Below are 22,033 nucleotides of genomic sequence, written 5' to 3'. Positions count from 1 at the left end.
GCAAACCTCAGGAATTGGGCGTCTGTTCAGCCAGCGCTACAGCGCGGAACATCGCGCGGCGCTTGTTCAGGGTTTCTTCCCATTCGAGGGCAGGCACCGAGTCGGCGACAATCCCGCCACCGGCCTGCACGTGCAGCTCCCCGTCCTTGATCACGGCCGTGCGGATCGCAATGGCCGTATCCATGTTGCCGTTCCAGGCGAAATACCCCACGGCGCCGCCGTAGACACCCCGCTTGACCGGCTCCAGCTCGTCGATGATTTCCATGGCACGAATTTTCGGTGCACCCGACAAGGTGCCGGCCGGCAGAATCGCGCGCAGTGCATCCATCGCCGTCAAACCAGCCTTCAGCTCGCCGGTGACATTGGACACGATGTGCATCACGTTGGAGTAACGCTCGATGACCATCTTCTCGGTGAGCTTCACCGAACCGATTTCCGAGACGCGCCCGGTATCGTTGCGGCCCAGGTCGATGAGCATCAGGTGCTCGGCGATCTCTTTATCATCGCTGAGCAGGTCTTCTTCCAGCGCCTGGTCGGCCTCCTCGGTCGCGCCACGGGGGCGAGTGCCGGCAATCGGACGCACGGTGATCAGGTTGTCTTCGACCCGCACCAGCACTTCCGGCGAGCTGCCCACCACGTGGAAGTCACCGAAGTTGAAGAAATACATGTACGGCGTCGGGTTGAAGCAGCGCAGCGCACGGTACAGGTCGATCGGCGCGGCCTTGAAGTCGATGGACATGCGTTGCGACGGCACCACCTGCATGCAGTCACCGGCGAGGATATATTCCTTGATGGTGTCGACGGCGCGCTCGTAGTCATCCTGGGTAAAGCTTGAGCGGAATACCGGATCAGCGGCCGGAGGACGGCTGAGGTCCAGGCCACGACGTGGGGTGATCGGCTGGCGCAGCTTTTCCAGCAAGGCTTCGAGGCTGGCCTGGCCCTGCTCGAACGCATCCGCCTGGGCCGGGTCGGCCAGCACGATGGCGTGCATTTTGCTGGCAAGGTTATCGAACACCACCACCGCGTCGGAGACCATCAGCAGAATGTCCGGCACACCCAGCGGGTCCGGGTTCGGGCATTTGCCCAAACGCTTTTCCACATAGCGCACGCAGTCATAACCGAAATACCCCACCAGGCCGCCGTTGAAGCGCGGCAGGCCAGGAATGGTCGGCACGTTGTAGCGCGCCTTGAAGGTTTCGACGAACGCCAACGGGTCGTCTACGTCGTGGCTTTCGATCTCGACGCCATCATGGGTGATGCTCACATGGTGGTCGTGTACCCGCAGGACGGTGCGGCACGGCAAGCCGATGATCGAATAACGGCCCCACTTCTCGCCGCCCTGTACCGATTCGAGCAGGTAGGAATTGGGCTCGTCAGCCAGTTTCAGGTAGATCGACAACGGCGTGTCGAAGTCGGCCAGGGTTTCGCAGGCCAGGGGAATGCGGTTATAGCCGGCAGCGGCCAAACGCAGGAATTCTTCGCGGATCATGTGTGCCTCGTGGCTTGAGGGTCTAACAGTCAGGTATGCAAACGTGCCGCAGAGCGCGGCCAGGATCAGTCAGGCGCGCCAACGCCAGCGGGCCAGGGCCTTGATGACTTTCATCCAGAGTTTGCGAGTGACCACCACGATGGAATTTCCAGAAGGGGACGGATCGATGTCGGGCAACGTTATCTCAGCGCCAGCTCCCAAGCAACCGGGGATTAACAGACGCAGGTCATCAATCACCATGGCCGGCGACTCTTCGGCAATCGGCCGACCGTGGTTATAGCCGTAGCTGAGCGCCACACACTGCACGCCAGCGGCCTTTGCCGCCAGCACGTCACTGCGCGAATCGCCGACGAACAAGGACTGGGAGGCCGGGATATTGGCCATTTTCATCACGAAAAACAGCGCCGCCGGGTCAGGCTTTTTCTGCGGCAAGGTATCGCCGCCAATGATCCAACGGAAATACCGGCCGATTTTCATCTGGTCCAACAGCGGCGCGACAAAGCGCTCCGGCTTGTTGGTGATCAGGGCCATTTCCACGCCCTGCTTGTGCAGCCATTTGAGGGTGTCGCGCACGCCGGGGTAGACCACAGTCAGCTCGTGGCCGTCCTCGTAGGCGGCGTTGAACAGTTCCAGGGCATGCTCGGCCTCCACGTCATCGACACCTTCGGCATCGATGTGGTTGGCCAGGGCCCGGCGTACCAACATGTGCACGCCGTTACCCACCCACATGCGTACCGACTTGATCCCGACCGGCTTGCGCCCCAGCTTGAGCAGCATCTCGTCCACCGCCGCCGCCAGGTCTGGCACCGAGTCGATCAAGGTACCGTCCAGATCGAACATCACCAGCCGTGGCAGTTTGCCGGGGAACAGCTGCTCAAAGCCGCTCATGGACGCGCCAGCGCCAGTTCGGCGCGCATCTTGCCGATGACTTCCTGGTAGTCAGGCGCGTTGAAGATCGCCGAGCCGGCCACAAAGGTGTCAGCGCCAGCGGCCGCGATTTCGCGGATGTTGTTGACGTTGACCCCACCGTCGATTTCCAGGCGGATGTCACGGCCCGACGCATCGATCAGCGCGCGGGCTTCGCGCAGCTTGTTCAGTGTGCCAGGAATGAACTTCTGCCCGCCGAAACCCGGGTTGACGCTCATCAGCAGGATCATGTCGACCTTGTCCATCACGTACTCGAGCACGCTCAGCGGAGTGGCCGGGTTGAACACCAGGCCGGCCTTGCAGCCGCCCTCGCGGATCAGTTGCAGGGTGCGGTCGACGTGCAGCGAGGCTTCCGGGTGGAAGGTGATGTAGGTGGCGCCGGCTTCGACGAAGTCGCCGATGATGCGATCCACCGGGCTGACCATCAGGTGTGCGTCGATCGGCGCGGTGATGCCGTACTTGCGCAGCGCCGCGCAGACCATCGGGCCGATGGTCAGGTTGGGCACGTAGTGGTTGTCCATGACGTCGAAGTGCACGAAGTCGGCACCGGCGGCCAGTACCTTGTCCACTTCCTCACCCAGGCGGGCGAAATCGGCGGAGAGAATCGATGGAGCAATGACGAAGGGCTGCATGACGCACCTTTTTTGAGCTAAATCACGATGGCGCGCATTGTATACCTCATGCTTTGCTGCGCGCACCGTGACCTAACTCAACGGTTAGTAGGCGGCCCGGTAGATTTTCTCGATATCCGTCGCGCTGAGCTTGCGCGGGTTGTTGCGCATCAGACGCTCGATACCCGCCGCTTCCGTGGCCATGGCCGGTATGGCCTCCTCCGGCACGCCAAAGCTGCGCAGCCCGGCGGGGATCTCCACTGCGGCACACAGTCGCGTCATCGCGTCGACCGCTTCATCGGCCGCCTGGTTGACGCTCAAGCCCGACACATTCACCCCCATCGCCTGGGCGATGTCCTGCATGCGCTCCACGCAGGCCAGCTTGTTCCAGTGCATCACGTAAGGCAGCAACAGCGCGTTGCTCACGCCATGGGCGATGTTGAACCGCCCACCCAACGGGTACGCCAGCGCATGCACCGCGCCAACCCCGGCATTGCCGAACGCCATGCCCGCCATCAGGCTGGCGGTGGCCATATCGTCTCGGGCCTGCAGGTTGGCCGGGTTGGCGTAGGCCTTGGGCAACGCACTGGCGATCAACTTGATCGCGCCGATGGCCAACGCATCGGTAATCGGCGAGGCGTTTAGCGACAGGTAGGATTCGATGGCATGCACCAGCGCATCCACGCCACTGGCAGCAGTGACGCTGCGCGGGCAGGTCAGGGTCATCTGCGGGCTGATCAGCGCCACATCCGGCAGCAGGTAATCGCTGACGATGCCTTTTTTGAGTTGCGCAGCCTTGTCGGAGAGGATCGCCACATTGGTCACCTCCGAGCCGGTGCCGGCCGTGGTCGGGATCGCGATCAGCGGTGGGCCCTTGCGCGGTACCTGGTCGACGCCGAACAGGTCCGCCAGCGCGCCGTGGTAACCGGCGTAGGCTGCCACGCTCTTGGCGATGTCGATGGCACTGCCACCGCCCACGCCAATCAGGCCGTCATGCCCGCCTTCGCGGTACACGCGCATGCAGTCTTCGACGATGGCGATTTCCGGGTCGGGCAGCACGCGGTCGAAAATTTCGTAGGTGCGCTCGCCCAAGTGTTCGAGGGCCAATGCCACGGTGCCGGATTTGACCAGAGCGGCGTCGGTGACGATCAGCGGGTTGTCCACATCCAGGCGGGTGAGTTCGGCAGCCAGTTGTTCGATGGCGCCAGCGCCAGTGAGCAGTTTGTGGGCGATCTTGAATGAGGAAGTACTCATGTGCGCGGCCTCTTATTAAGAAATGGGCTGGCACAAGAGTAGCTTCCTACGGCGTGTTGTCAGCTATTCAGCGACTGAATGCACACAAAACCCATGTGGGAGCGGGCTTGCTCGCGAATACGGTGTGTCAGCCATTACATTTGGCGACTGATACACCGCTTTCGCGAGCAAGCCCGCTCCCACATTTTGAGCTTCGCCCGGGCTTTAGACCTGTGCGGTACGCAGTTTTTCGCTACGGCCGCGCAGCCATTCCAGGGTCAGCAACAGCAACACCGAGAAGGCAATCAACAAGGTCGCCGCCGCCGCAATCGTGGGGCTGAGGTTTTCGCGGATGCCGCTGAACATCTGGCGCGGCAAGGTCGCTTGCTCGGGGCCGGCGAGGAACAAGGTCACCACCACTTCATCGAACGAGGTGGCAAAGGCAAACAACGCCCCGGAAATAACCCCCGGCGCGATCAGCGGCAAGGTCACCCGGCGAAACGCAGTCAGTGGCGAAGCGCCCAGGCTGGCCGCCGCCCGCACCAGGTTGTGGTTGAACCCCTGCAACGTCGCCGACACCGTGATGATCACAAACGGCACACCCAACACCGCATGCACCACGATCAGCGAAAAGAAGCTGTTGCCCAGCCCCAATGGCGCGAAGAACAGGTAACTGGCCACGCCAATGATCACCACCGGCACCACCATCGGCGAAATCACCAGGGCCATCACCAGCGCCTTGCCGGGGAAGTTGCCACGGGTCAGGCCAATGGCTGCCAGGGTGCCGAAGACCATGGCCAGCACCGTGGCGGCGGGCGCCACGATAATGCTGTTCTTCAGGGCGCGCATCCATTCGGCCGAGCCGAAGAAGTCCTGGTACCAATGCAGCGAGAAGCCTTGCAACGGGTACACCAGGAAACTGCCGCTGTTGAACGACAACGGGATGATCACCAGCACCGGCAGAATCAGGAACAGCAGGATCAAGCCGCAGAGGATCCGCAAGCTGTAGAACCACACCCGTTCAATGGGCGACATATAAGGGCTCAGCATCGCAAGGTCTCCTTAGCTCAGGCGCAGGCGGCTGGCGCCAACCAGTCGGTTGTAGATCAGGTACAGCAACACCGTGGCCAGCAGCAGCAAGCCGCCCAGCGCGGTGGCCATGCCCCAGTTGATGCTGGTGTTGGTGTAGAACGCCACGAAATAGCTGACCATCTGGTCGTTCGGGCTGCCCAGCAAGGCCGGGGTGATGTAGTAACCAATCGCCAGGATGAACACCAGCAGGCACCCGGCGCCGACACCGGCGTAGGTCTGTGGGAAATACACGCGCCAGAAACTGGCGAACGGGTGGCAACCCAGGGATATCGCCGCCCGCATGTATGTGGGCGAGATGCCTTTCATCACGCTGTAGATCGGCAGAATCATGAACGGCAACAGGATGTGCACCATGGAGATGTAGACCCCGGTGCGGTTGAATACCAGCTCCAGGGGTTTGTCGATCAGCCCCATGCCCATCAGTGCGCTGTTGATCAGCCCACCGGATTGCAGCAACACGATCCAGGCGGCGACCCGCACCAGGATCGAGGTCCAGAACGGCAGCAACACCAGGATCATCAGCAGGTTGCTTTTGCGCGCCGGCAAATTGGCCAACAGGTACGCCAGCGGGTAGGCCAGCAACAGGCAGATGGCGGTGATCACCAGGCCCATCCAGAAGGTGCGGGCGAAGATGTCCAGGTAGATCGCCTGGTCGGGCGTGGCCGGAGCCACTTCACCTAGATCGTCGATACGGTGATCGACGGCCGCCAGCAGGTAGAACGGCGTCAGGTTGCTGGTATTGCGCCGGATCGCCTGCCAGTACGCCGGGTCACCCCAGCGTTCGTCGAGGCTTTCCAACGCTTCTTTATAGGAGGCAGGCGCTTCGCTGAACGGCAGCGCCCGCGCGGTTTTGGTCAGCAGGCTGCGGTAGCCGGCCAGTTCCATGTTCAAGCGCTTGGACAGGTCGCCCACGGTCTGGTTTTTGCGCGCTTCGCCCAGGTCCTCACTGAGGGCCTGATACACCGGTTCACCGGGCAAGCCACGCCCGTCCCAGGCGGTCACGGCCACCACAGTGCGCGGCAAACCGCCCACCACTTCCGGGTTGCCCACGCTTTTGTAGAGCAGCGCAACGATCGGCACCAGGAACACCAGCACCAAGAACAGCACCAGCGGCGCAATCAAGGCCTGGGCCTTCCAGCGGTTGACCCGCTCGGCACGCGCCAGGCGCTGCTTGAGGGTGGGGAGAGCGGCGATGGCCATGGAAAACTCCGGAAAATCTAAGGTGGTTTCACTGTGGACCGCGCTCTCTGTGGGAGCCGGGCTTGCCCGCGATGGCATCGACTCGGTACATCAGATGCACCGAGGTGTTTGCATCGCAGGCAAGCCAGCACCCACACAGGTCCGTTCCCACAGAGGGTTATGCGGTGTTACTTGGCGGCCCAGGCGTTGAAGCGTTGCTCGAGCTGCTCACCGTTATCCGCCCAGAAGCTCACGTCGATCTGCACCTGGTTGGCGATGTTTTCCGGGGTGGTTGGCATATCCTTGAGGATGTCCTTGTCCAGCAACGGCACGGCTTGGGTGTTGGCCGGGCCGTAGGCGATGTTTTCCGAGTAGGTCTTCTGCTGTTGCGGCTGCACCGAGAAGGCGATGAATTTCTTCGCGGCTTCGGCGCGGTCCTTTGGCAAACCTTTAGGAATCGCCCACGCGTCGAAATCGTAGATACCGCCGTTCCACACTACTTTCAGGTTGCTTTCTTTCTGTACGGCAGCGATGCGGCCGTTGTAGGCGGAGCTCATCACCACGTCACCGGAAGCGAGGTATTGCGGCGGCTGGGCGCCCGCTTCCCACCATTGGATGTAAGGCTTGAGCTCATCGAGTTTCTTGAAAGCGCGGTCCTGGCCATCTTTGCCGGCCAGCACTTTGTAGACGTCCTTCGGCGCGACGCCGTCGGCCATCAGCGCAAATTCCAGGGTGTACTTGGCGCCTTTGCGCAGGCCGCGCTTGCCCGGGAACTGCTTCACGTCCCAAAAATCTTTCCAGCCGCCTGGCGGTGCTTTCAGCTTGTCAGCGTTGTACGCCAGCACGGTCGACCACACAAAGAAGCCCACGCCGCACGGCTGGATAGCGCCCTTCACATAGTCCGCACCATTGCCGAACAGTTTCGGGTCCAGCGGTTCGAACATGTCTTCGTCACAGCCACGGGACAGTTCCGGCGACTCCACCTCCACCAGGTCCCAGGACACGCTCTTGGTGTCGACCATGGCTTTCACCTTGGCCATTTCACCGTTGTATTCGCCGGCGACGATCTTGCCGTTGCCCGCGCTTTCCCATGGCGCATAGAACGCCTTGACCTGTGCGGCCTTGTTCGCACCACCGAAGGACACGACCGTCAGGTCCGGGCCTGCCATGGCCTGGGTGGCGCCGATCAGGCCAAGGGCCAGGGCGGAAAATTTCAGGGATCTCAACATTGTTGTTCTCTCCACGTGCAGGGTTGGTGAAGCCATGGGGCGATTAATTCGCCTCTAGAAGTGGGTCGAGTGCGCGAACGTGCTCGACTTGCCAGCCAATCGGTACCACGTCGCCGACCGCCAACGCCGGGTCCAGCTCGGCGATCGGTTGTTTCACAAAAAAATCGGCCTTGCCGCAGACTTCCAGGCGCACACGCACGTGGTCGCCCAGGTAGATGAATTCCGCCACACGCCCCGAGAAGCGGTTGATGCAGCTTTCGCTGGAACCATTGAGGCTGACGCGCTCCGGACGCACCGACAGGGTCACCGGGCCGCCGACCTGGCCAACGTTCACCGCCAGCGCCTCGACTTTCTCGCCACGCGCCAGCTCCACCACGCAGCGCTCGCCGGTATGGCTGTGCAGGCGTCCATTGAGGCGGTTGTTCTCGCCGATGAAGTTGGCGACAAAGGTGTTCTTCGGCTCTTCGTACAGCGTGCGCGGCGCGGCGATCTGCTGGATCTCGCCCTGGTGGAACACTGCCACGCGGTCGGACATGGTCAGGGCTTCGCCCTGGTCGTGGGTCACGTACACCACCGTCACACCGAGGCGCTGATGCAGATGCTTGATCTCCATCTGCATGTGTTCGCGTAGCTGTTTATCGAGCGCACCGAGGGGTTCGTCCATCAGCACCAACTGCGGTTCGAATACCAGCGCCCGGGCCAGGGCCACGCGCTGTTGTTGGCCGCCGGAGAGTTGCGCCGGGTAGCGCTGGGCGAAGGCGTCGAGCTGGACCATGCTCAGCACGCGCTTGACCCGCTCGCTGATGTCGGTCTTGCTCAAGCCCCGCACCGACAGCGGAAACGCCAGGTTCTCGGCGACGGTCATGTGGGGGAACAACGCGTAGTTCTGGAACACCATGCCAATGTCGCGCTTGTGCGGCGGCACGTTATTGATGGAACGCCCGGCCAGCAGGATTTCGCCGGCGGTCGGCGTTTCAAAGCCGGCGAGCATCATCAGGCTGGTGGTCTTGCCCGAACCGGAAGGCCCGAGCAGGGTGAGGAACTCGCCCTTGCGAATCTCCAGGTTGAGGTCTTTGACGATCAGGTTCTCGCCATCGTAGCTCTTCTGCACGCCACGAAAGCTGACCAGCACATCATTTGAATCCACCTCGCTCATACCCGCACCTTTTTGTTTTGGACTGCTGTGGCACAAGCGTAGTCCAGGGCGCAGGCCCCGAAAATCGGGGGCCGAGAGAGAATTGCATCAGCCGGATGGAAGGCTTGGGGTAAGGATTGCCCTACACGGATGGCGGGGATAGAACAGTGCAGCGCTCGTTACCAGCCCCGCCTGCAATTTGCATGTCGCAAACAGACACACCACCCCCTGTAGGCGCCGGCTTGCCGGCGATGAGGCCCTTAAGGTCGATGGTGATCGTGCGAGTGCTATCGCTGGCAAGCCAGCTCCTACAAGGGGTGACCGTGCAGCGGATCACAAGAGTTTATGTTCCATGGCGTACTTCACCAGTTCCGCCAATGACGTGATATTGAGCTTCTGCATCAAGCGCGCCTTGTGGGTGCTGATGGTCTTGCTGCTCAGCGCCAACTGCTGGGCGATGTCGTTGACGTTGGCGCCCTGGGCCAGGCGCTCGAACACCGAGAATTCACGCTCGGACAACAACGAATGCAGCGGCCGCGTATCGGTCAGGCCCACTTCAAACACCATGCGGTCGGCCAGGTCCGGGTCGATGTAACGCCCGCCCGCCGCCACCTTGCGAATCGCCGTCAGCAACAGTGCCGGGTCACTGTCCTTGGTGGCATAGCCCGCCGCACCGACCTTCAAGGCGCGCGCGGCCATTTGGGCTTCATCGTGCATCGACAGCACCAGGATCGCCGGTGGATTGCTCAGAGCACGAATGCGCGCGATGGCCTCCAGGCCGTTGACCCCCGGCATGGAGATATCCAGCAACACCACCTCGCACGGCACATGGCGCAAGGTCTCCAACAACTGCTCGCCATTGCTGGCTTCGCCGACCACCTGCAGGTCCTTGGCCAGGCCGATCAACTGCTTGATGCCTTCACGGACGATGGTGTGGTCTTCGGCTACCAATACGCGAATCACAGGGGTTTCCTCTTATCGTTATGCATCCAGCGGCACCGTGACGCTCAGGGTGGTGCCCTCCCCCAACTCGCTCGCCAGGCTCAATTGCCCGCCCATGATCAGCACCCGCTCACGCATGCCGACCAGGCCGAATGACACTGGCCGCCCCTGGGCCTGGACAAAACCCACGCCATCGTCGCTGATGGTCAGCCGCAAGTCGTTATCCTCTACCACCAGGGTCAGTTCCACAGTATGCGCCTGGGCGTGGCGCATCACATTGGTCAGCGCTTCCTGCAGGATCCGAAACAGGCCGATAGCCTTGGCATCACTCAAGGTCGGCAGGTTATCCGGCACTTGCACCAGGCAAGGAATCTGCGTGCGCGCCTCAAAACGCCGCGCTTGCCACTCGATGGCCGAGGCAATCCCCGCGTCGAGGATCGGCGGACGCAGCGCCGTGGCCACATCACGCACCAGCTGGAACAACTGGGCGATCAGACGCTTCATGCTGTTGAGTCGCTCATGCAGCCCGGGGTCGAGTTGTGCATACGCCAGCTCGCACATGGAGGTTTCCAGCTTGAGCACCGTGAGCATCTGCCCCAGCTCGTCGTGCACTTCACGGGCGATGCGCGCCTTTTCTTCCTCGCGCACGGTTTCGAGGTGGGCCGACAATTCACGCAACTGTGCGCGGGAAGCATCCAGCTCCAGCTCGATGCGCTTGCTCTCGCTGATGTCCCAGACAATCCCGTCCCAGACCACCGTGCCGTCGTCCAGGCGGCGGGTCACGGCCTTGATGTCAGCCCATCGCTGCTGCCCGAGTCGGGTAAGGATGCGCCCTTGCCACGACCAGTTACTTTCCGTCTCGATGGCCTGGTCCTGGGTGCGGTGGTAACTGGCGCGGTCATCCGGGTGCACCAGGCTGCGAATGCCCATGGCCGGATCACTGAGCACCGACGGCGAGTAACCGACCAGGCCTTCACTGCCTTGGCTGATGTACGCGAACTCGATGGCATCGCTGCGTGGCAAGCGCTCCAGGCGGAACACCAGCCCTGGCACGTTGGCGGCGATGCCCTGCAGGCGCGCTTCACTTTCCTGCAAGGCAGCCAAGGCACGACGGCGCTCGGTGACGTCGTTGAGGTACACCACCAGGTATTCGCCACCACCATAACGCAAGAAGCTCAAGGACACATCGGCCGGCAACACGCTGCCATCGGCGCGCAGGCAATTGGTGGCAAAACTCTGCGGCCCGTCTTCGCTGGCACGGGCGCGCTTCCACAGGTTGAGCCAGCGGTCCATGGTGAGGGTCGGGTCGAACTCGATCAGCGGGCGCTCGATCAACGCGCCAGGCTTATAGCCAAGCATGGTTTCGGCAGCCAGGTTGGCATAGCGCACATGGCTGTCCCAGTTGACCCACAGGATGCCCACGGTGCTCTGGTCAATGGAAAACTGCGTCAGCCGCAAAGCCTCGGCCCCGGCGGCGCGCGCCGCGCTTTCTTCCCGGGCCGCCAACAGGTTGTGCTCCAGCACGCGCTGCTGGCGGCGTTGCCAGGACACCACCGCCAGGCTGGCCAGCAGTAACAGGCCCAACAATAGGCTCAGGTTTTGCCAGAAGCCTGGAGACTCCGACAGCCTTGGGTACTTGGGTTGCAGCCAGCGGCTGTGCAGTTGATCCAGGTCGCGGGCGGGGATGGCACGCAAGGCGCTCTGCATGATGCTCGCCAGCTCTGGCCATTCGCGCCGGGTGGCGACGCGCAACAGCTGCGGCAGGCCAATATCGCCCACCACGGCCAGCCCGGCGAATTCCGCTTCGCCCGACAACCGGCTCAACTGCGCCTCATCCACCACGGCGTAGCGCGCCTGCTGGCTCACCAGCAACTGCAACGCCTGGCGCTCCATGGGCACGCCTTGCACATTCAGCTTGGGGTAGGTGCTGCGCAAATAGTCGGCAACGGCACTGGGCATGCGCACGGCAACTCGGGATTGTTCGTCGAGTTTTTCCAGGTCCACCGCCGCACCGCCTTCACGAATCCCGACGATGTGCTGGGGCACGCGCATGTAAGGATCGGTGAACAACCACAGGCGCAGGCCGGCCGGGGTTTGCTGCAGGCCGGGAGCGATGTCCACCTCGCCCTCACGCACGGCAGCCTCCAGTTGCTCCTGGGTCGGGAAGTTGCGCCAGGTCAGCTCGATGTTCAGCGCCTTGGCCAGCGACTGCATCAACTCGACGTTGGCCCCGGACAAGCGCTGCAAGCGCCGATCGTATTGCGCGTAAGGCGCTTGCAATACCAGACCAACGCGCAGGTCCGGGTGTTGGGCCAACCACTCACGTTGCTGTGCATTGAGCTGCGCCTGTGGCGCGACAGGCGCAGGCGCGGCACTTGCCATCAAGGCAAAGCACAAGCAGCCGATAACCAGCAGACAGCGAAAACCCATGATCCACGTCTCACATCACTGACAAATACTGACCAACCCATTAGGCTGCTGGAATCACTTCTGGCCGGGAAATAACGATGCCACATCGAAACCGTTCGGCACTGCCAGCATTGTGCCTGTCGCTGCTATTTACCAGCGGCTTTTCTGTTCAGGCGGCTGACGCACCCGCGCCTAGCGCCGAAAAACCGGCTGAGCGCCAGCCTCTGCCCGAGCGCAGCCAGGAAGACGCCACCGCCCTTGAACGGCAGATCCCGCAGCAGGAACAGCAACAACTGCAAGCCGGCAGCGATTCGTTCCTGGCCCTGTGGAAACCGGCCAACAGCGCCGAGCCCGAAGGGGTGGTGATTATCGTACCGGGCGCCGGGGAAAGTGCTGACTGGCCGCAAGCAATCGCACCGTTGCGGCGCAAATTACCGGACGCCGACTGGGGCACCCTCAGCCTGTCACTGCCCGACATGAGCCTGGATACCCTGCCGCCTCGCGTCATCGAAGCACCCAAGGCCGCCGTCGACACCAGCAGCAAAGAAGGCAGCACCGCCGCCAAGCCCATCGAACAGGCCGCCAGTGCCGAGGCCGAAGGGACGGACCCGGCGGTGGTGCCCGGCACGGATGAGCAGGACAAGACCGACGCCAAACGCATCTTCGACCGCATCGATGCTGCCGTCGCGTTTGCACAAACCCACAGTGCGCGCAACGTAGTGCTGCTCGGCCATGGCACCGGTGCCTGGTGGGCGGCGCGCTACCTGAGTGAAAAGCAGCCAACCCAGGTGCAGAAGCTGGTGATGGTGGCCGGCAAGACGCCTGCGGCGCGTGAGCCTAGCCTGCAGCAGTTGGCGCCAGCCTTGAAGGTACCCACGGCTGACGTCTTCTATCAGGACGACACCCAGGCGCGCAAAACCGCCCTGGAGCGTGGGCAGGCGGCCAAGCGCACGAAGAATACGGGTTATAAGCAGGTGTCGCTCACGACCTTGCCCGGCAATAGTTCGGCCGAGCAAGAGCAGCTGTATCGGCGGATTCGCGGTTGGTTGAGCCCGCAAACCCAGGCGGACTAAACCCCGCCCCCCCTGTAGGAGCCGACTTGCCGGCTCCTACAGGGGGATTGGGTTTCCAGGGCCGCATTTGGCAGCTAGCGAAAGTCCCGACGCTCGCGAATCAACGCGTAGGCGTTATGCAGCTCGCGGGTCCGCTCGGTGGCCTCACGCACTTGCGCGGGGCTGGCGCCACTGCCGGCGATCTTGTCCGGGTGGTGGCGGCTGAGCAGGCGCCGGTAAGCGCGCTTGATGGCCGAAGGCTCGGTGGTGGCCGTCACACCCAGCATCCGAAGCGCGTCCTGATAAGTCGCGTTACGATTGACCAAGGGTTTGCGCTCCGGCGCGAAGTCGGCAGCCAGCGCTTGAAGCTGTTGCGGTGTCCAACCCAGCCACTTGCCCCATAGGTCGATCAGGTCGCGCTCGGCGTCATCCGCCCTGCCGTCGGCCCAGGCCATACGCCAGCATGCACGCAATACGCCTTCGGCGGCATGGGGTTGGGCCTTGAGCACACGCAGGTAGCTGCGCACGCGGTCGGTGCCTGACTTGCCACGATTGAAAGCCGTGATGGCGCGACGCTGGGCCGACTCGGTCATGTCCAACGAACGCATCTCTTGTCGCGCTTGCTGAATATGCCCGTCGGCCACCCGACCATTGCTTTTCGCCAGGCGCCCCAGCAGCACAAACAGCAGTTCGTCGTTGCGCAGTGCCGGGCGCCCGCCCAAGCGCTCGGGCAACTGCGCCCAACTCTGCAGTTGCAGGCGACGGTCCAGCGCCTGGCCCAACAAAGCCCCCAACAAGGCCCCCGGAATACTGGCAATGGCAAAGCCAGCCCCGGCGCCGATCAGCGTCCCTGGCCACAACATCCTATTGCTCCGCAGTCAGCAAGGCTTCGACTTGCGCCAAGCGTTCCAGCGTGCCGACATCAATCCAGCGTCCCGCCATGTGCTCCCCCGTTACCAGACCTTTAGCCATGGCCGCACGCAACAGCGGCGCCAGCTTGAAGGCACCTGCGCTGCAACCCGCGAACAACTGGGGGTCGAGCACTGAAATGCCACTGAAGGTCAGGTTATCGGCACCGGGCGCGGCATCATGAAGCAAACCCTGATCCAGATAGAAATCACCGCCCGACGGGTGATGCGCCGGATTGTCCACCATCACCAGATGGGCCAGGCCCTGGAGTGGCTGGCGCAACCGGGTAAAGTCGTAGTCGGTCCAGATGTCGCCATTGACCACCAGGAACGGCTCATCCCCCAACAAAGGGAGTGCCTGGAATATCCCGCCACCGGTTTCCAAAGGCTCACCTTCGGGCGAGTACTGGATGCGCAAGCTGAACTGGGCACCGTCGCCCAGGTAGCTTTCAATCTGCTGACCCAGCCACGCATGGTTGATCACGATATCGGTGAAGCCGGCCTTGGCCAGCGCCTCCAGGTGATACTCGATCAGGCGCTTGCCTCCCGCCTGCACCAACGGCTTGGGCGTGTGCAAGGTGAGCGGGCGCATGCGCTCGCCTTTGCCGGCCGCCAGGATCATGGCCTTCATACACCGGCCTCGGCGGGAGCACGCAGGCTGGTCAGCAGCTCGGCCAAGTCACTCAGCTCCGGGCGGTCGGCAAGCACCGCTTCTATATAAGCAAAGAAGCGCGGTACGTCCGCCAGGTAGCGTGGCTTGCCATCACGGTGGCAGATGCGCGCGAAAATGCCGATGACCTTGAGATGACGCTGTACGCCCATCAAGTCGCTGGCACGCAGGAACTCGTCGAAGTCCGCCTGCACTGCAATGCCGGCCTGCTGCGCGCGCTGCCAATAACCGCGCTGCCATTCACGCACACGAACCGCTGGCCAACTGAGGAAGGCGTCCTTGAACAAGCAGGTGATGTCGTAGGTCACCGGGCCATAGACCGCATCCTGGAAGTCCAGCACGCCGGGATTCGGCTCGCTGATCATCAGGTTGCGCGGCATGTAGTCGCGATGCACCAGCACCTTGGGTTGCGCCAGGGCACTGTCGATCAGTTGATCGCTGACACGCTGCCACAGTGTCTGTTGCCGGGTATCCAGTTCGATACCCAAGTGGCGACGCACGTACCACTCCGGAAACAATTCAAGCTCACGCCGCAGCAAGGCGACGTCATAGCTGGGCAACGGCGCGTCCATCGGCAATTGCTGGAAAGCCAGCAGGCTGTCGATGGCATCGGCAAACAATTGATCGGCGTTTTTGTCGTCAATTACGTCCAGATAGGTTTTTCGGCCCAGGTCATTGAGCAAAAGAAAGCCGCGCGGCAAATCTTCTGCGTAAATTTTTGGCACATTTATTCCCGATTTCGCGAGCAAATGGGCGATATCGACGAAGGGTTTGCAGTTTTCCTGGGGGGGTGGCGCGTCCATCACGATGAACGTGTGGTCCCCGCCTTCCCAGCGGAAATACCGCCTGAAACTCGCGTCGCTGCTGGCCGCGGTCAATGTAGCCGGGGGGACGGCACCCCAACCCTGGGCATTGAAAAGGATCGGCAACTGCTCATCCAGCCAGACTTCCAGCTGTTGTAAACGTAGATCTTGCTCGGGCATTACAAGGGTCTCCGACGGCGCTAGCCGTCAAGCGGGTCATGCTTTATTATCACGCATCTTTTTCAGACCATCGAGAGGCGTGCGGCCCACACCGCGGGCAGATGGCACGCAGGAAGCCCGGACTAATAAGATGGCATTGAAATCCCCCGCGTTTCGTAGAAAATTTCCGTTGCTGGTAACCGGCAGTCTGCTGGCCATGCAACCTTTCGCCACCTCATTCGTGGTCGCCGCGGAACAGTATGACTGCTCAGTCTCTGCTTCGGGTGCCTGGGATTGCGCGCCGAAAACCGCCGCTGCCCCTTTGCCACCGCGTCCTGTGCATGACGGCGCTGCCGTCAGCTCGGCCACCAGCACGGCGCAAACCGACGCTGGCGGCAAAGCCGATGCTGGGCCGCAGACCGCACTGGTCACCGAGTCCAAGGGCCGTGGCCTGCGTTCGCGCAGCGCCGACTACAGCCATCTGGACTGGGTGCCTCGCGAGAAGCTGACCGCAGCCCAACTGGCTGAAACCGGTCCTTATTGCGGCGGTGCGTACATCGAGCCGACGCGCCCTGGCATGAACGACAAGACGAACAAGAGCGATGCGCCGACCTTCATCGGTGCCAAGGCTTCTCGTTACGAGCAGGAACAACAAGTCGCGACCCTGGCCGGTGACGTTGTCATGCGCCAGGGCAGCATGCAGCTGGAGGCTCAGGAAGCCAGCCTGTATCAGGCCGAGAGCCGTGGCGAGCTGAACGGCAATGTCCGTCTGCGCGACAACGGCGCCCTGATCGTGGGCGACCACGCCCAGGTCCAGCTCGACACCGGCGCCGCCCAGATCGACAACGCCGAATACGTCCTGCACAAGTCGCGTATCCGCGGCAACGCGCTGTACGCCAAGCGTGCCGAAAACGCGATCATCCGTCTCAAGGACGGCACATACACCACGTGCGAGCCAGACAGCAACGCCTGGCAGCTCAAGGGCAACAACATCACGTTGAACCCGGCCACCGGTTTCGGTACAGCCACCAACGCGACGTTGCGGATCAAGAACATTCCGATCCTCTACACCCCTTACATCTATTTCCCGATCGACGATCGTCGCCAATCCGGCTTCCTGCCACCGAGCTTCAGCACGGGCGGCGAGACCGGCTTCACCCTGGTGACGCCGTACTACTTCAACCTGGCGCCCAACTACGACGCCACGTTGTACCCGCAATACATGACCAAGCGCGGCCTGTTGATGGAAGGCGAATTCCGCTACCTCACCAAGTCCAGCGAAGGCCAGGTGGGCGGCGCGTACCTGAACGACGACAACAGCGAGCGTAAAGGCCAGACCGACTACGAGAAAACTCGCTACATGCTCAACTGGCAACACAAGGGCGGGCTGGATTCGCGTGTACTGACCCAGGTCGACTACACCAACATCAGCGACCCTTACTACTTCCAGGACCTCAAGTCTTTCCAGGAAGGCATCCGCAGCCAGGACTTCATCAACCAGCAGGGTTCCGTGACCTATCGCGGTGACTCCTACCAGGCACGCCTGAACCTGCAGGCCTATCAGCTGGCAACGATCTCCCAGATCACGCCGTATGACCGCCTGCCGCAGATCACCTTCAACGGCCAACTGCCATTCCACCCGGGTGGTTTGAACTTCAGCTATGAAACTGAAGCGGTGCGTTTCGAGCGTGACCTGGAAAACGGCAACTTCACCGACGAGAACGGCCTGGTTTCGCCGCGCCTGGACACCTACGTGACCGGCCTGACCCGTGCAAACGGTACGCGCCTGAACGTGGCACCGGCCGTCGAATACCCGATGAACTGGACCTACGGCTTCGTCACGCCGAAGCTCAAGTACGTCTACACCAAGTACGATCTTGACCTGGACAGCATCGGCAAGAACCAGATCATCGCGGCGCAAGCGGCCTCGACTCCTGCCAACCCGTATGCCGGTGGCAGCTTCAGCAGCTCCCAGGACCGTGCAGTTCCGGTTGCCAGCATCGACAGCGGCTTGTACTTCGACCGCAACACCAACTGGTTCGGCAAAGACTATCGCCAAACCCTCGAGCCCCGCGCGTTCTACCTGTATGTGCCGAACAAGGACCAAAGCGACATTCCGGTCTTCGACACCAGTGAGTACTCGTTCAGCTACGCCTCGCTGTTCCGCGACAACCGCTTCAGCGGTAACGACCGGATCGGTGACGAAAACAAACTGTCGCTGGGCCTGACCAGCCGCTGGATCGAAGACAACGGCTTCGAACGTCAGCGCGTGTCCGTGGGCCAGGCGCTGTACTTCAAGGATCGCCAGGTTCAACTGCCAGGCATCCTGGCGGCCGACCGTGCCGATGCGAACACCGACGTGTCGCCAATCGCCCTGGACTACGAGTTCCGCTTCAACCGCGACTGGCGCGCCACTGCCGACTACAACTGGGACACCGAGAACCACAGCCCTCGTTCCGGCAGCGCGATGTTCCACTACCAGCCGGAAGACAACCCGAACAAGGTTATCAACGTCGGCTACCGCTACCGCAACGACCAGGTGGTGTACAACCAGCTGACCGGCAAGTGGCAGTTTGGTGGCGACTACGGCAGCCCAGGCGATCCGAACTTCGTGAAGGATTACTACAAAATCCAGCAACACGACTTCTCGATGATGTGGCCGATCGTTCCCCAGTGGAACCTGATCACCCGCTGGCAGTATGACTATGCCCGCAACCGTACCCTGGAAGCCTTCGGTGGTTTCGAGTACGACAACTGCTGCTGGAAACTTCGCGTGATCAACCGTTATTGGGTTTCCAACGACGAATACACTCAGATCGCCCCGTTGAACGAAAAGGGTGACCACGGGCTCTTCTTCCAGATCGTCCTCAAAGGACTCGGCGGCCTGACCGGCGCCAAGGTAGAGAGCTTCCTCGACAAAGGCATTGAAGGTTATCGTGAACGTGAAGACCAAGCTTTCTGATTGCTTACGCCCGCTAGTGCTGGGCGCGCTGTTCCTGGGTACTGTTTCGGCACACGCTGCGGTTCAGCAACTGGATAAAGTGGCAGCCATCGTCGATAACGACGTAATCATGCAGAGCCAACTGGACCAACGGGTCAAGGAAGTTCAGCAAACCATCGCCAAGCGCGGTGGTGGCGTTCCACCGACCAGCGTGCTGGAACCTCAGGTTCTGGAACGCCTGATCGTCGAGAACCTGCAACTGCAGATCGGCGAGCGCTCCGGCATCCGTATTTCGGACGAAGAGTTGAACCAGGCGGTGGGCACTATTGCTCAACGCAACAACATGAGCATCGACCAGTTCCGCGCCGCCCTGGCCCACGACGGCTTGTCCTACGAGGACGCCCGCGACCAGATCAAGCGCGAAATGATCATCAGCCGTGTGCGTCAGCGCCGTGTGGCTGAACGTGTGCAGGTGTCCGAGCAGGAAGTGAAGAACTTCCTGGCTTCCGATCTCGGCAAGATGCAGCTCTCCGAAGAGCTGCACTTGGCCAATATCCTGATCGCGACCCCGGACAGCGCCAGCGCCGAGCAACTCAACGCTGCTGCCGCAAAAACCCAGGCTGTCTATGACCGCCTGAAAGCCGGTGCCGACTTCGCCCAGACAGCCATTGCCGTTTCCGGCAGTGACAACGCCTTGGACGGCGGCGACATGGGCTGGCGTAAAGCTGCTCAACTGCCACCGCCATTCGACCGTGAGCTGAGCGCCATGAGCGTGGGTGATATCACCCAGCCTGCACGTACACCGGGCGGCTTCATCATCCTCAAGTTGCTGGGCAAGCGCGGCGGCGAGAACTCGCTGAAAGACGAAGTGCATGTTCGTCATATCCTGGTCAAACCAAGCGAAATCCGCACCGAAGCCCAAACCAAGGAACTGGCCCAGAAGATCTATGACCGCATCGAAGGCGGTGAAGACTTCGCGACCCTGGCCAAAAGCTTCTCGGAAGACCCGGGTTCTGCCCTCAACGGCGGCGACCTGAACTGGATCGACCCGAAAGCGCTGGTGCCGGAGTTCCAGGACGTCATGGCCAAGACCCCGCAAGGTGTTCTGTCCAAGCCGTTCAAGACCCAATACGGCTGGCATGTGCTGGAAGTCCTTGGCCGTCGCGCCACTGACAACACCGCTCAAGCCCGCGAGCAGCAAGCACTCACCGTATTGCGCAACCGCAAATACGACGAAGAGCTGCAGACTTGGTTGCGTCAGATCCGCGACGAAGCCTACGTGGAAAACAAGCTGCCCGCCGCCGAGCAAACAGGCGCCGATCAGGCAGCCCAGTGAAACCTCAGCGTTTCGCGGTGACACCCGGCGAGCCAGCCGGCATTGGTCCAGACCTGTGCCTGCTGCTCGCCTCGCAACCCCAGCCACATCCCCTGATTGCCATTACCAGCCGCGACCTGCTCCTTGAGCGGGCCGCGCAACTGGGTGTGGCTGTCAATTTGCTGGACGCAGCACCGGGCAATTGGCCCGATCTGCCCGCTCCGGCAGGCAGCTTGTACGTATGGGACACCCCATTGCAGGCCAAGGTCGTTGCCGGGCAACTGGACAAGGCCAACGCGGCCTTTGTGCTGGAAACCCTGACACGGGCAGGCCAAGGCTGCATCGACGGCACCTTTGCCGGCATGATCACCGCGCCGGTCCACAAGGGCGTGATCAACGAATCCGGCATTGCTTTCTCCGGTCATACCGAATTCCTCGCCGAGCTGACCCACACCGAACAAGTGGTGATGATGCTGGCCACTCGGGGGCTGCGCGTGGCCCTGGTGACCACGCACCTGCCGCTGCGGGACATCGCCGATGCGATCACCGCCGAGCGCGTGGAACGCGTGACGCGCATCCTGCACGCCGACCTGCAACAGAAATTCGGCATCGCCCAGCCACGCATCCTGGTCTGCGGGCTCAACCCCCATGCCGGTGAAGGTGGCCACCTGGGCCATGAAGAAATCGACATCATTGAACCGACATTAGAGCGCCTGCGCCAAGAAGGCATGGACCTGCGTGGCCCACTGCCTGCGGACACTCTGTTTACCCCCAAATATCTGGAGCACTGCGACGCAGTGCTGGCGATGTACCATGACCAGGGGCTGCCCGTGCTGAAGTACAAAGGCTTCGGCGCCGCAGTCAACGTGACACTGGGCCTGCCGATCATCCGCACCTCCGTCGACCACGGCACTGCCCTGGACCTGGCGGGCAGCGGCAAGATCGATACCGGCAGCCTGCACGTGGCCCTGGAAACCGCCTATCAGATGGCCGAGACCCGTATATGACTGAGCATTACCAACACCGGGCGCGCAAGCGCTTCGGGCAAAACTTCCTGCACGATGCGGGCGTAATCGACCGCATCCTGCGCTCCATCCATGCCAAGCCCGACGACCGCCTGCTGGAAATCGGCCCGGGCCAGGGCGCGCTGACCCAAGGCCTGCTGGCCAGCGGTGGCCAACTGGACGTGGTTGAGCTGGACAAGGACCTGATCCCGATCCTCAACCAGCAGTTCGCCGGCAAACCCAACTTCAACCTGCACCAGGGCGATGCGCTGAAGTTCGACTTCAACACCCTCAACGCCGCGCCCAACAGCCTGCGGGTCGTGGGTAACCTGCCATACAACATCTCCACGCCGTTGATTTTCCACCTGCTCAACAACGCCGGGATCATCCGCGACATGCACTTCATGCTGCAAAAGGAAGTGGTTGAGCGTTTGGCCGCAGGCCCTGGCGGCGGTGACTGGGGTCGCCTGTCGATCATGGTTCAGTACCACTGCCGCGTAGAGCACCTGTTCAACGTCGGCCCAGGTGCATTCAACCCGCCGCCGAAGGTCGACTCGGCCATCGTGCGCCTGGTGCCTCACGCCGTACTGCCGCACCCAGCCAAGGACCATCGCCTGCTGGAGCGGGTGGTGCGTGAAGCGTTCAACCAGCGCCGCAAGACCTTGCGCAACACGCTCAAGGCGCTGCTGAGCAACGCTGAAATCGAAGCCGCCGGTGTAGACGGCAGCCTGCGCCCGGAGCAACTGGACCTCGCCGCATTCGTACGCCTGGCTGACCAGCTGGCGATCCAGCCCGCCCCAGCCGCTGAATAACCGTGTAGGAGCCGGCTTGCCGGCGATGGAGTCCTCAAGATCGCTATCGCCGGCAAGCCGGCTCCTACAAGGATGTGCACACCAGGCCAGATAGCATGTCTGGCCTAGTGCCCGGCTGATGGC

18 protein-coding genes are annotated in these 22,033 nt (G+C 62.1%); 5 read left to right on the top strand and 13 right to left on the bottom strand.

Annotation, left to right across the window (positions count from 1 at the left end; all coding sequences use genetic code 11):
- Window positions 1–7 precede the first annotated feature (7 nt).
- The 10 genes from trpE to HX803_RS10025 form a co-directional block, all read right to left on the bottom strand.
- Window positions 8–1,489, bottom strand: coding sequence for an anthranilate synthase component I (trpE, locus tag HX803_RS10070; protein ID WP_178920252.1), 1,482 nt, complete (start codon window positions 1,487–1,489; stop codon window positions 8–10).
- Between the two features lie 69 nt (window positions 1,490–1,558).
- Window positions 1,559–2,377, bottom strand: coding sequence for a phosphoglycolate phosphatase (locus HX803_RS10065; protein ID WP_178920251.1), 819 nt, complete (start codon window positions 2,375–2,377; stop codon window positions 1,559–1,561).
- Window positions 2,374–3,048, bottom strand: coding sequence for a ribulose-phosphate 3-epimerase (gene rpe / locus HX803_RS10060; RefSeq protein ID WP_178920250.1), 675 nt, complete (start codon window positions 3,046–3,048; stop codon window positions 2,374–2,376). The genes HX803_RS10065 and rpe overlap by 4 nt, the downstream gene beginning before the upstream one ends.
- An 84-nt stretch (window positions 3,049–3,132) precedes the next feature.
- Window positions 3,133–4,281 carry an iron-containing alcohol dehydrogenase gene (locus HX803_RS10055; protein ID WP_178920249.1) on the bottom strand — a complete coding sequence of 383 codons (1,149 nt, stop codon included), beginning with the start codon at window positions 4,279–4,281 and terminating at the stop codon, window positions 3,133–3,135.
- 204 nt (window positions 4,282–4,485) lie between these two features.
- Window positions 4,486–5,310, bottom strand: a complete 825-nt coding sequence (locus tag HX803_RS10050) for an ABC transporter permease (protein ID WP_071484832.1) — start codon at window positions 5,308–5,310, stop codon at window positions 4,486–4,488.
- 12 nt (window positions 5,311–5,322) lie between these two features.
- Window positions 5,323–6,552, bottom strand: a complete 1,230-nt coding sequence (locus HX803_RS10045; protein WP_178920248.1) for an ABC transporter permease — start codon at window positions 6,550–6,552, stop codon at window positions 5,323–5,325.
- Window positions 6,553–6,719: 167 nt separating this feature from the next.
- Entirely contained in the window at window positions 6,720–7,760 is a 1,041-nt protein-coding gene (locus HX803_RS10040; protein ID WP_178920247.1) for an ABC transporter substrate-binding protein, read from the bottom strand.
- Window positions 7,761–7,803: 43 nt separating this feature from the next.
- A complete protein-coding gene (locus HX803_RS10035; protein ID WP_176996599.1) occupies window positions 7,804–8,916 on the bottom strand; it encodes an ABC transporter ATP-binding protein in 1,113 nt (370 codons plus the stop codon).
- 312 nt (window positions 8,917–9,228) lie between these two features.
- Window positions 9,229–9,858 carry a response regulator transcription factor gene (locus HX803_RS10030; protein ID WP_178920246.1) on the bottom strand — a complete coding sequence of 210 codons (630 nt, stop codon included), beginning with the start codon at window positions 9,856–9,858 and terminating at the stop codon, window positions 9,229–9,231.
- Between the two features lie 18 nt (window positions 9,859–9,876).
- A complete protein-coding gene (locus tag HX803_RS10025; protein ID WP_178920245.1) occupies window positions 9,877–12,267 on the bottom strand; it encodes a PAS domain S-box protein in 2,391 nt (796 codons plus the stop codon).
- A 77-nt stretch (window positions 12,268–12,344) separates the two neighbouring features.
- Here HX803_RS10025 and HX803_RS10020 point away from each other — a divergent pair, with 77 nt between their 5' ends.
- Window positions 12,345–13,319, top strand: coding sequence for an alpha/beta hydrolase family protein (locus HX803_RS10020; protein ID WP_178920244.1), 975 nt, complete (start codon window positions 12,345–12,347; stop codon window positions 13,317–13,319).
- A 74-nt stretch (window positions 13,320–13,393) separates the two neighbouring features.
- Here HX803_RS10020 and HX803_RS10015 read toward each other — a convergent pair whose 3' ends face one another.
- Genes HX803_RS10015 through HX803_RS10005 form a run of 3 tightly spaced genes read right to left on the bottom strand, consistent with a single transcriptional unit; the run spans window position 13,394 to window position 15,859 of the window.
- The gene (locus HX803_RS10015; RefSeq protein ID WP_178920243.1) at window positions 13,394–14,161 is read right to left on the bottom strand and encodes a TerB family tellurite resistance protein; all 768 of its coding nucleotides are present in this window, start codon (window positions 14,159–14,161) and stop codon (window positions 13,394–13,396) included.
- Window position 14,162: 1 nt separating this feature from the next.
- On the bottom strand, window positions 14,163–14,837 hold the full coding sequence (gene murU / locus HX803_RS10010; RefSeq protein WP_178920242.1) for an N-acetylmuramate alpha-1-phosphate uridylyltransferase MurU: 675 nt from the start codon (window positions 14,835–14,837) through the stop codon (window positions 14,163–14,165).
- Entirely contained in the window at window positions 14,834–15,859 is a 1,026-nt protein-coding gene (locus tag HX803_RS10005) for an aminoglycoside phosphotransferase family protein (protein ID WP_178920241.1), read from the bottom strand. The genes murU and HX803_RS10005 overlap by 4 nt, the downstream gene beginning before the upstream one ends.
- Before the next feature lie 130 nt (window positions 15,860–15,989).
- Here HX803_RS10005 and HX803_RS10000 point away from each other — a divergent pair, with 130 nt between their 5' ends.
- The 4 genes from HX803_RS10000 to rsmA are packed head-to-tail and all read left to right on the top strand — an operon-like array spanning window position 15,990 to window position 21,910.
- On the top strand, window positions 15,990–18,800 hold the full coding sequence (locus tag HX803_RS10000; protein ID WP_178920240.1) for an LPS-assembly protein LptD: 2,811 nt from the start codon (window positions 15,990–15,992) through the stop codon (window positions 18,798–18,800).
- Complete coding sequence (locus HX803_RS09995; RefSeq protein WP_176996607.1) at window positions 18,775–20,115, top strand: peptidylprolyl isomerase; 1,341 nt, start codon at window positions 18,775–18,777, stop codon at window positions 20,113–20,115. Before HX803_RS10000 ends, HX803_RS09995 begins: the two co-directional genes overlap by 26 nt.
- The gene (gene pdxA / locus HX803_RS09990; RefSeq protein WP_176996608.1) at window positions 20,112–21,101 is read left to right on the top strand and encodes a 4-hydroxythreonine-4-phosphate dehydrogenase PdxA; all 990 of its coding nucleotides are present in this window, start codon (window positions 20,112–20,114) and stop codon (window positions 21,099–21,101) included. Before HX803_RS09995 ends, pdxA begins: the two co-directional genes overlap by 4 nt.
- Window positions 21,098–21,910, top strand: coding sequence for a 16S rRNA (adenine(1518)-N(6)/adenine(1519)-N(6))-dimethyltransferase RsmA (gene rsmA / locus HX803_RS09985; RefSeq protein ID WP_178920239.1), 813 nt, complete (start codon window positions 21,098–21,100; stop codon window positions 21,908–21,910). The genes pdxA and rsmA overlap by 4 nt, the downstream gene beginning before the upstream one ends.
- Window positions 21,911–22,033 lie beyond the last annotated feature (123 nt).

Origin of the sequence: Pseudomonas sp. P7548 (assembly GCF_013386585.1) — a bacterium.
Taxonomy (GTDB): domain Bacteria; phylum Pseudomonadota; class Gammaproteobacteria; order Pseudomonadales; family Pseudomonadaceae; genus Aquipseudomonas.
The sequence above is the reverse complement of the archived record's forward strand: the minus strand, read 5'-3'. Positions and strand labels throughout refer to the sequence as shown.

Excerpts from the sequence above, each read along its gene's own strand:
- trpE (WP_178920252.1), bottom strand. The coding sequence starts at position 1,489 with ATGATCCGCGAAGAATTCCTGCGTTTGGCCGCTGCCGGCTATAACCGC.
- HX803_RS10065 (WP_178920251.1), bottom strand. The coding sequence starts at position 2,377 with ATGAGCGGCTTTGAGCAGCTGTTCCCCGGCAAACTGCCACGGCTGGTG.
- rpe (WP_178920250.1), bottom strand. The coding sequence starts at position 3,048 with ATGCAGCCCTTCGTCATTGCTCCATCGATTCTCTCCGCCGATTTCGCC.
- HX803_RS10055 (WP_178920249.1), bottom strand. The coding sequence starts at position 4,281 with ATGAGTACTTCCTCATTCAAGATCGCCCACAAACTGCTCACTGGCGCT.
- HX803_RS10050 (WP_071484832.1), bottom strand. The coding sequence starts at position 5,310 with ATGCTGAGCCCTTATATGTCGCCCATTGAACGGGTGTGGTTCTACAGC.
- HX803_RS10045 (WP_178920248.1), bottom strand. The coding sequence starts at position 6,552 with ATGGCCATCGCCGCTCTCCCCACCCTCAAGCAGCGCCTGGCGCGTGCC.
- HX803_RS10040 (WP_178920247.1), bottom strand. The coding sequence starts at position 7,760 with ATGTTGAGATCCCTGAAATTTTCCGCCCTGGCCCTTGGCCTGATCGGC.
- HX803_RS10035 (WP_176996599.1), bottom strand. The coding sequence starts at position 8,916 with ATGAGCGAGGTGGATTCAAATGATGTGCTGGTCAGCTTTCGTGGCGTG.
- HX803_RS10025 (WP_178920245.1), bottom strand. The coding sequence starts at position 12,267 with ATGGGTTTTCGCTGTCTGCTGGTTATCGGCTGCTTGTGCTTTGCCTTG.
- HX803_RS10020 (WP_178920244.1), top strand. The coding sequence starts at position 12,345 with ATGCCACATCGAAACCGTTCGGCACTGCCAGCATTGTGCCTGTCGCTG.
- HX803_RS10015 (WP_178920243.1), bottom strand. The coding sequence starts at position 14,161 with ATGTTGTGGCCAGGGACGCTGATCGGCGCCGGGGCTGGCTTTGCCATT.
- murU (WP_178920242.1), bottom strand. The coding sequence starts at position 14,837 with ATGAAGGCCATGATCCTGGCGGCCGGCAAAGGCGAGCGCATGCGCCCG.
- HX803_RS10005 (WP_178920241.1), bottom strand. The coding sequence starts at position 15,859 with ATGCCCGAGCAAGATCTACGTTTACAACAGCTGGAAGTCTGGCTGGAT.
- HX803_RS10000 (WP_178920240.1), top strand. The coding sequence starts at position 15,990 with ATGGCATTGAAATCCCCCGCGTTTCGTAGAAAATTTCCGTTGCTGGTA.
- rsmA (WP_178920239.1), top strand. The coding sequence starts at position 21,098 with ATGACTGAGCATTACCAACACCGGGCGCGCAAGCGCTTCGGGCAAAAC.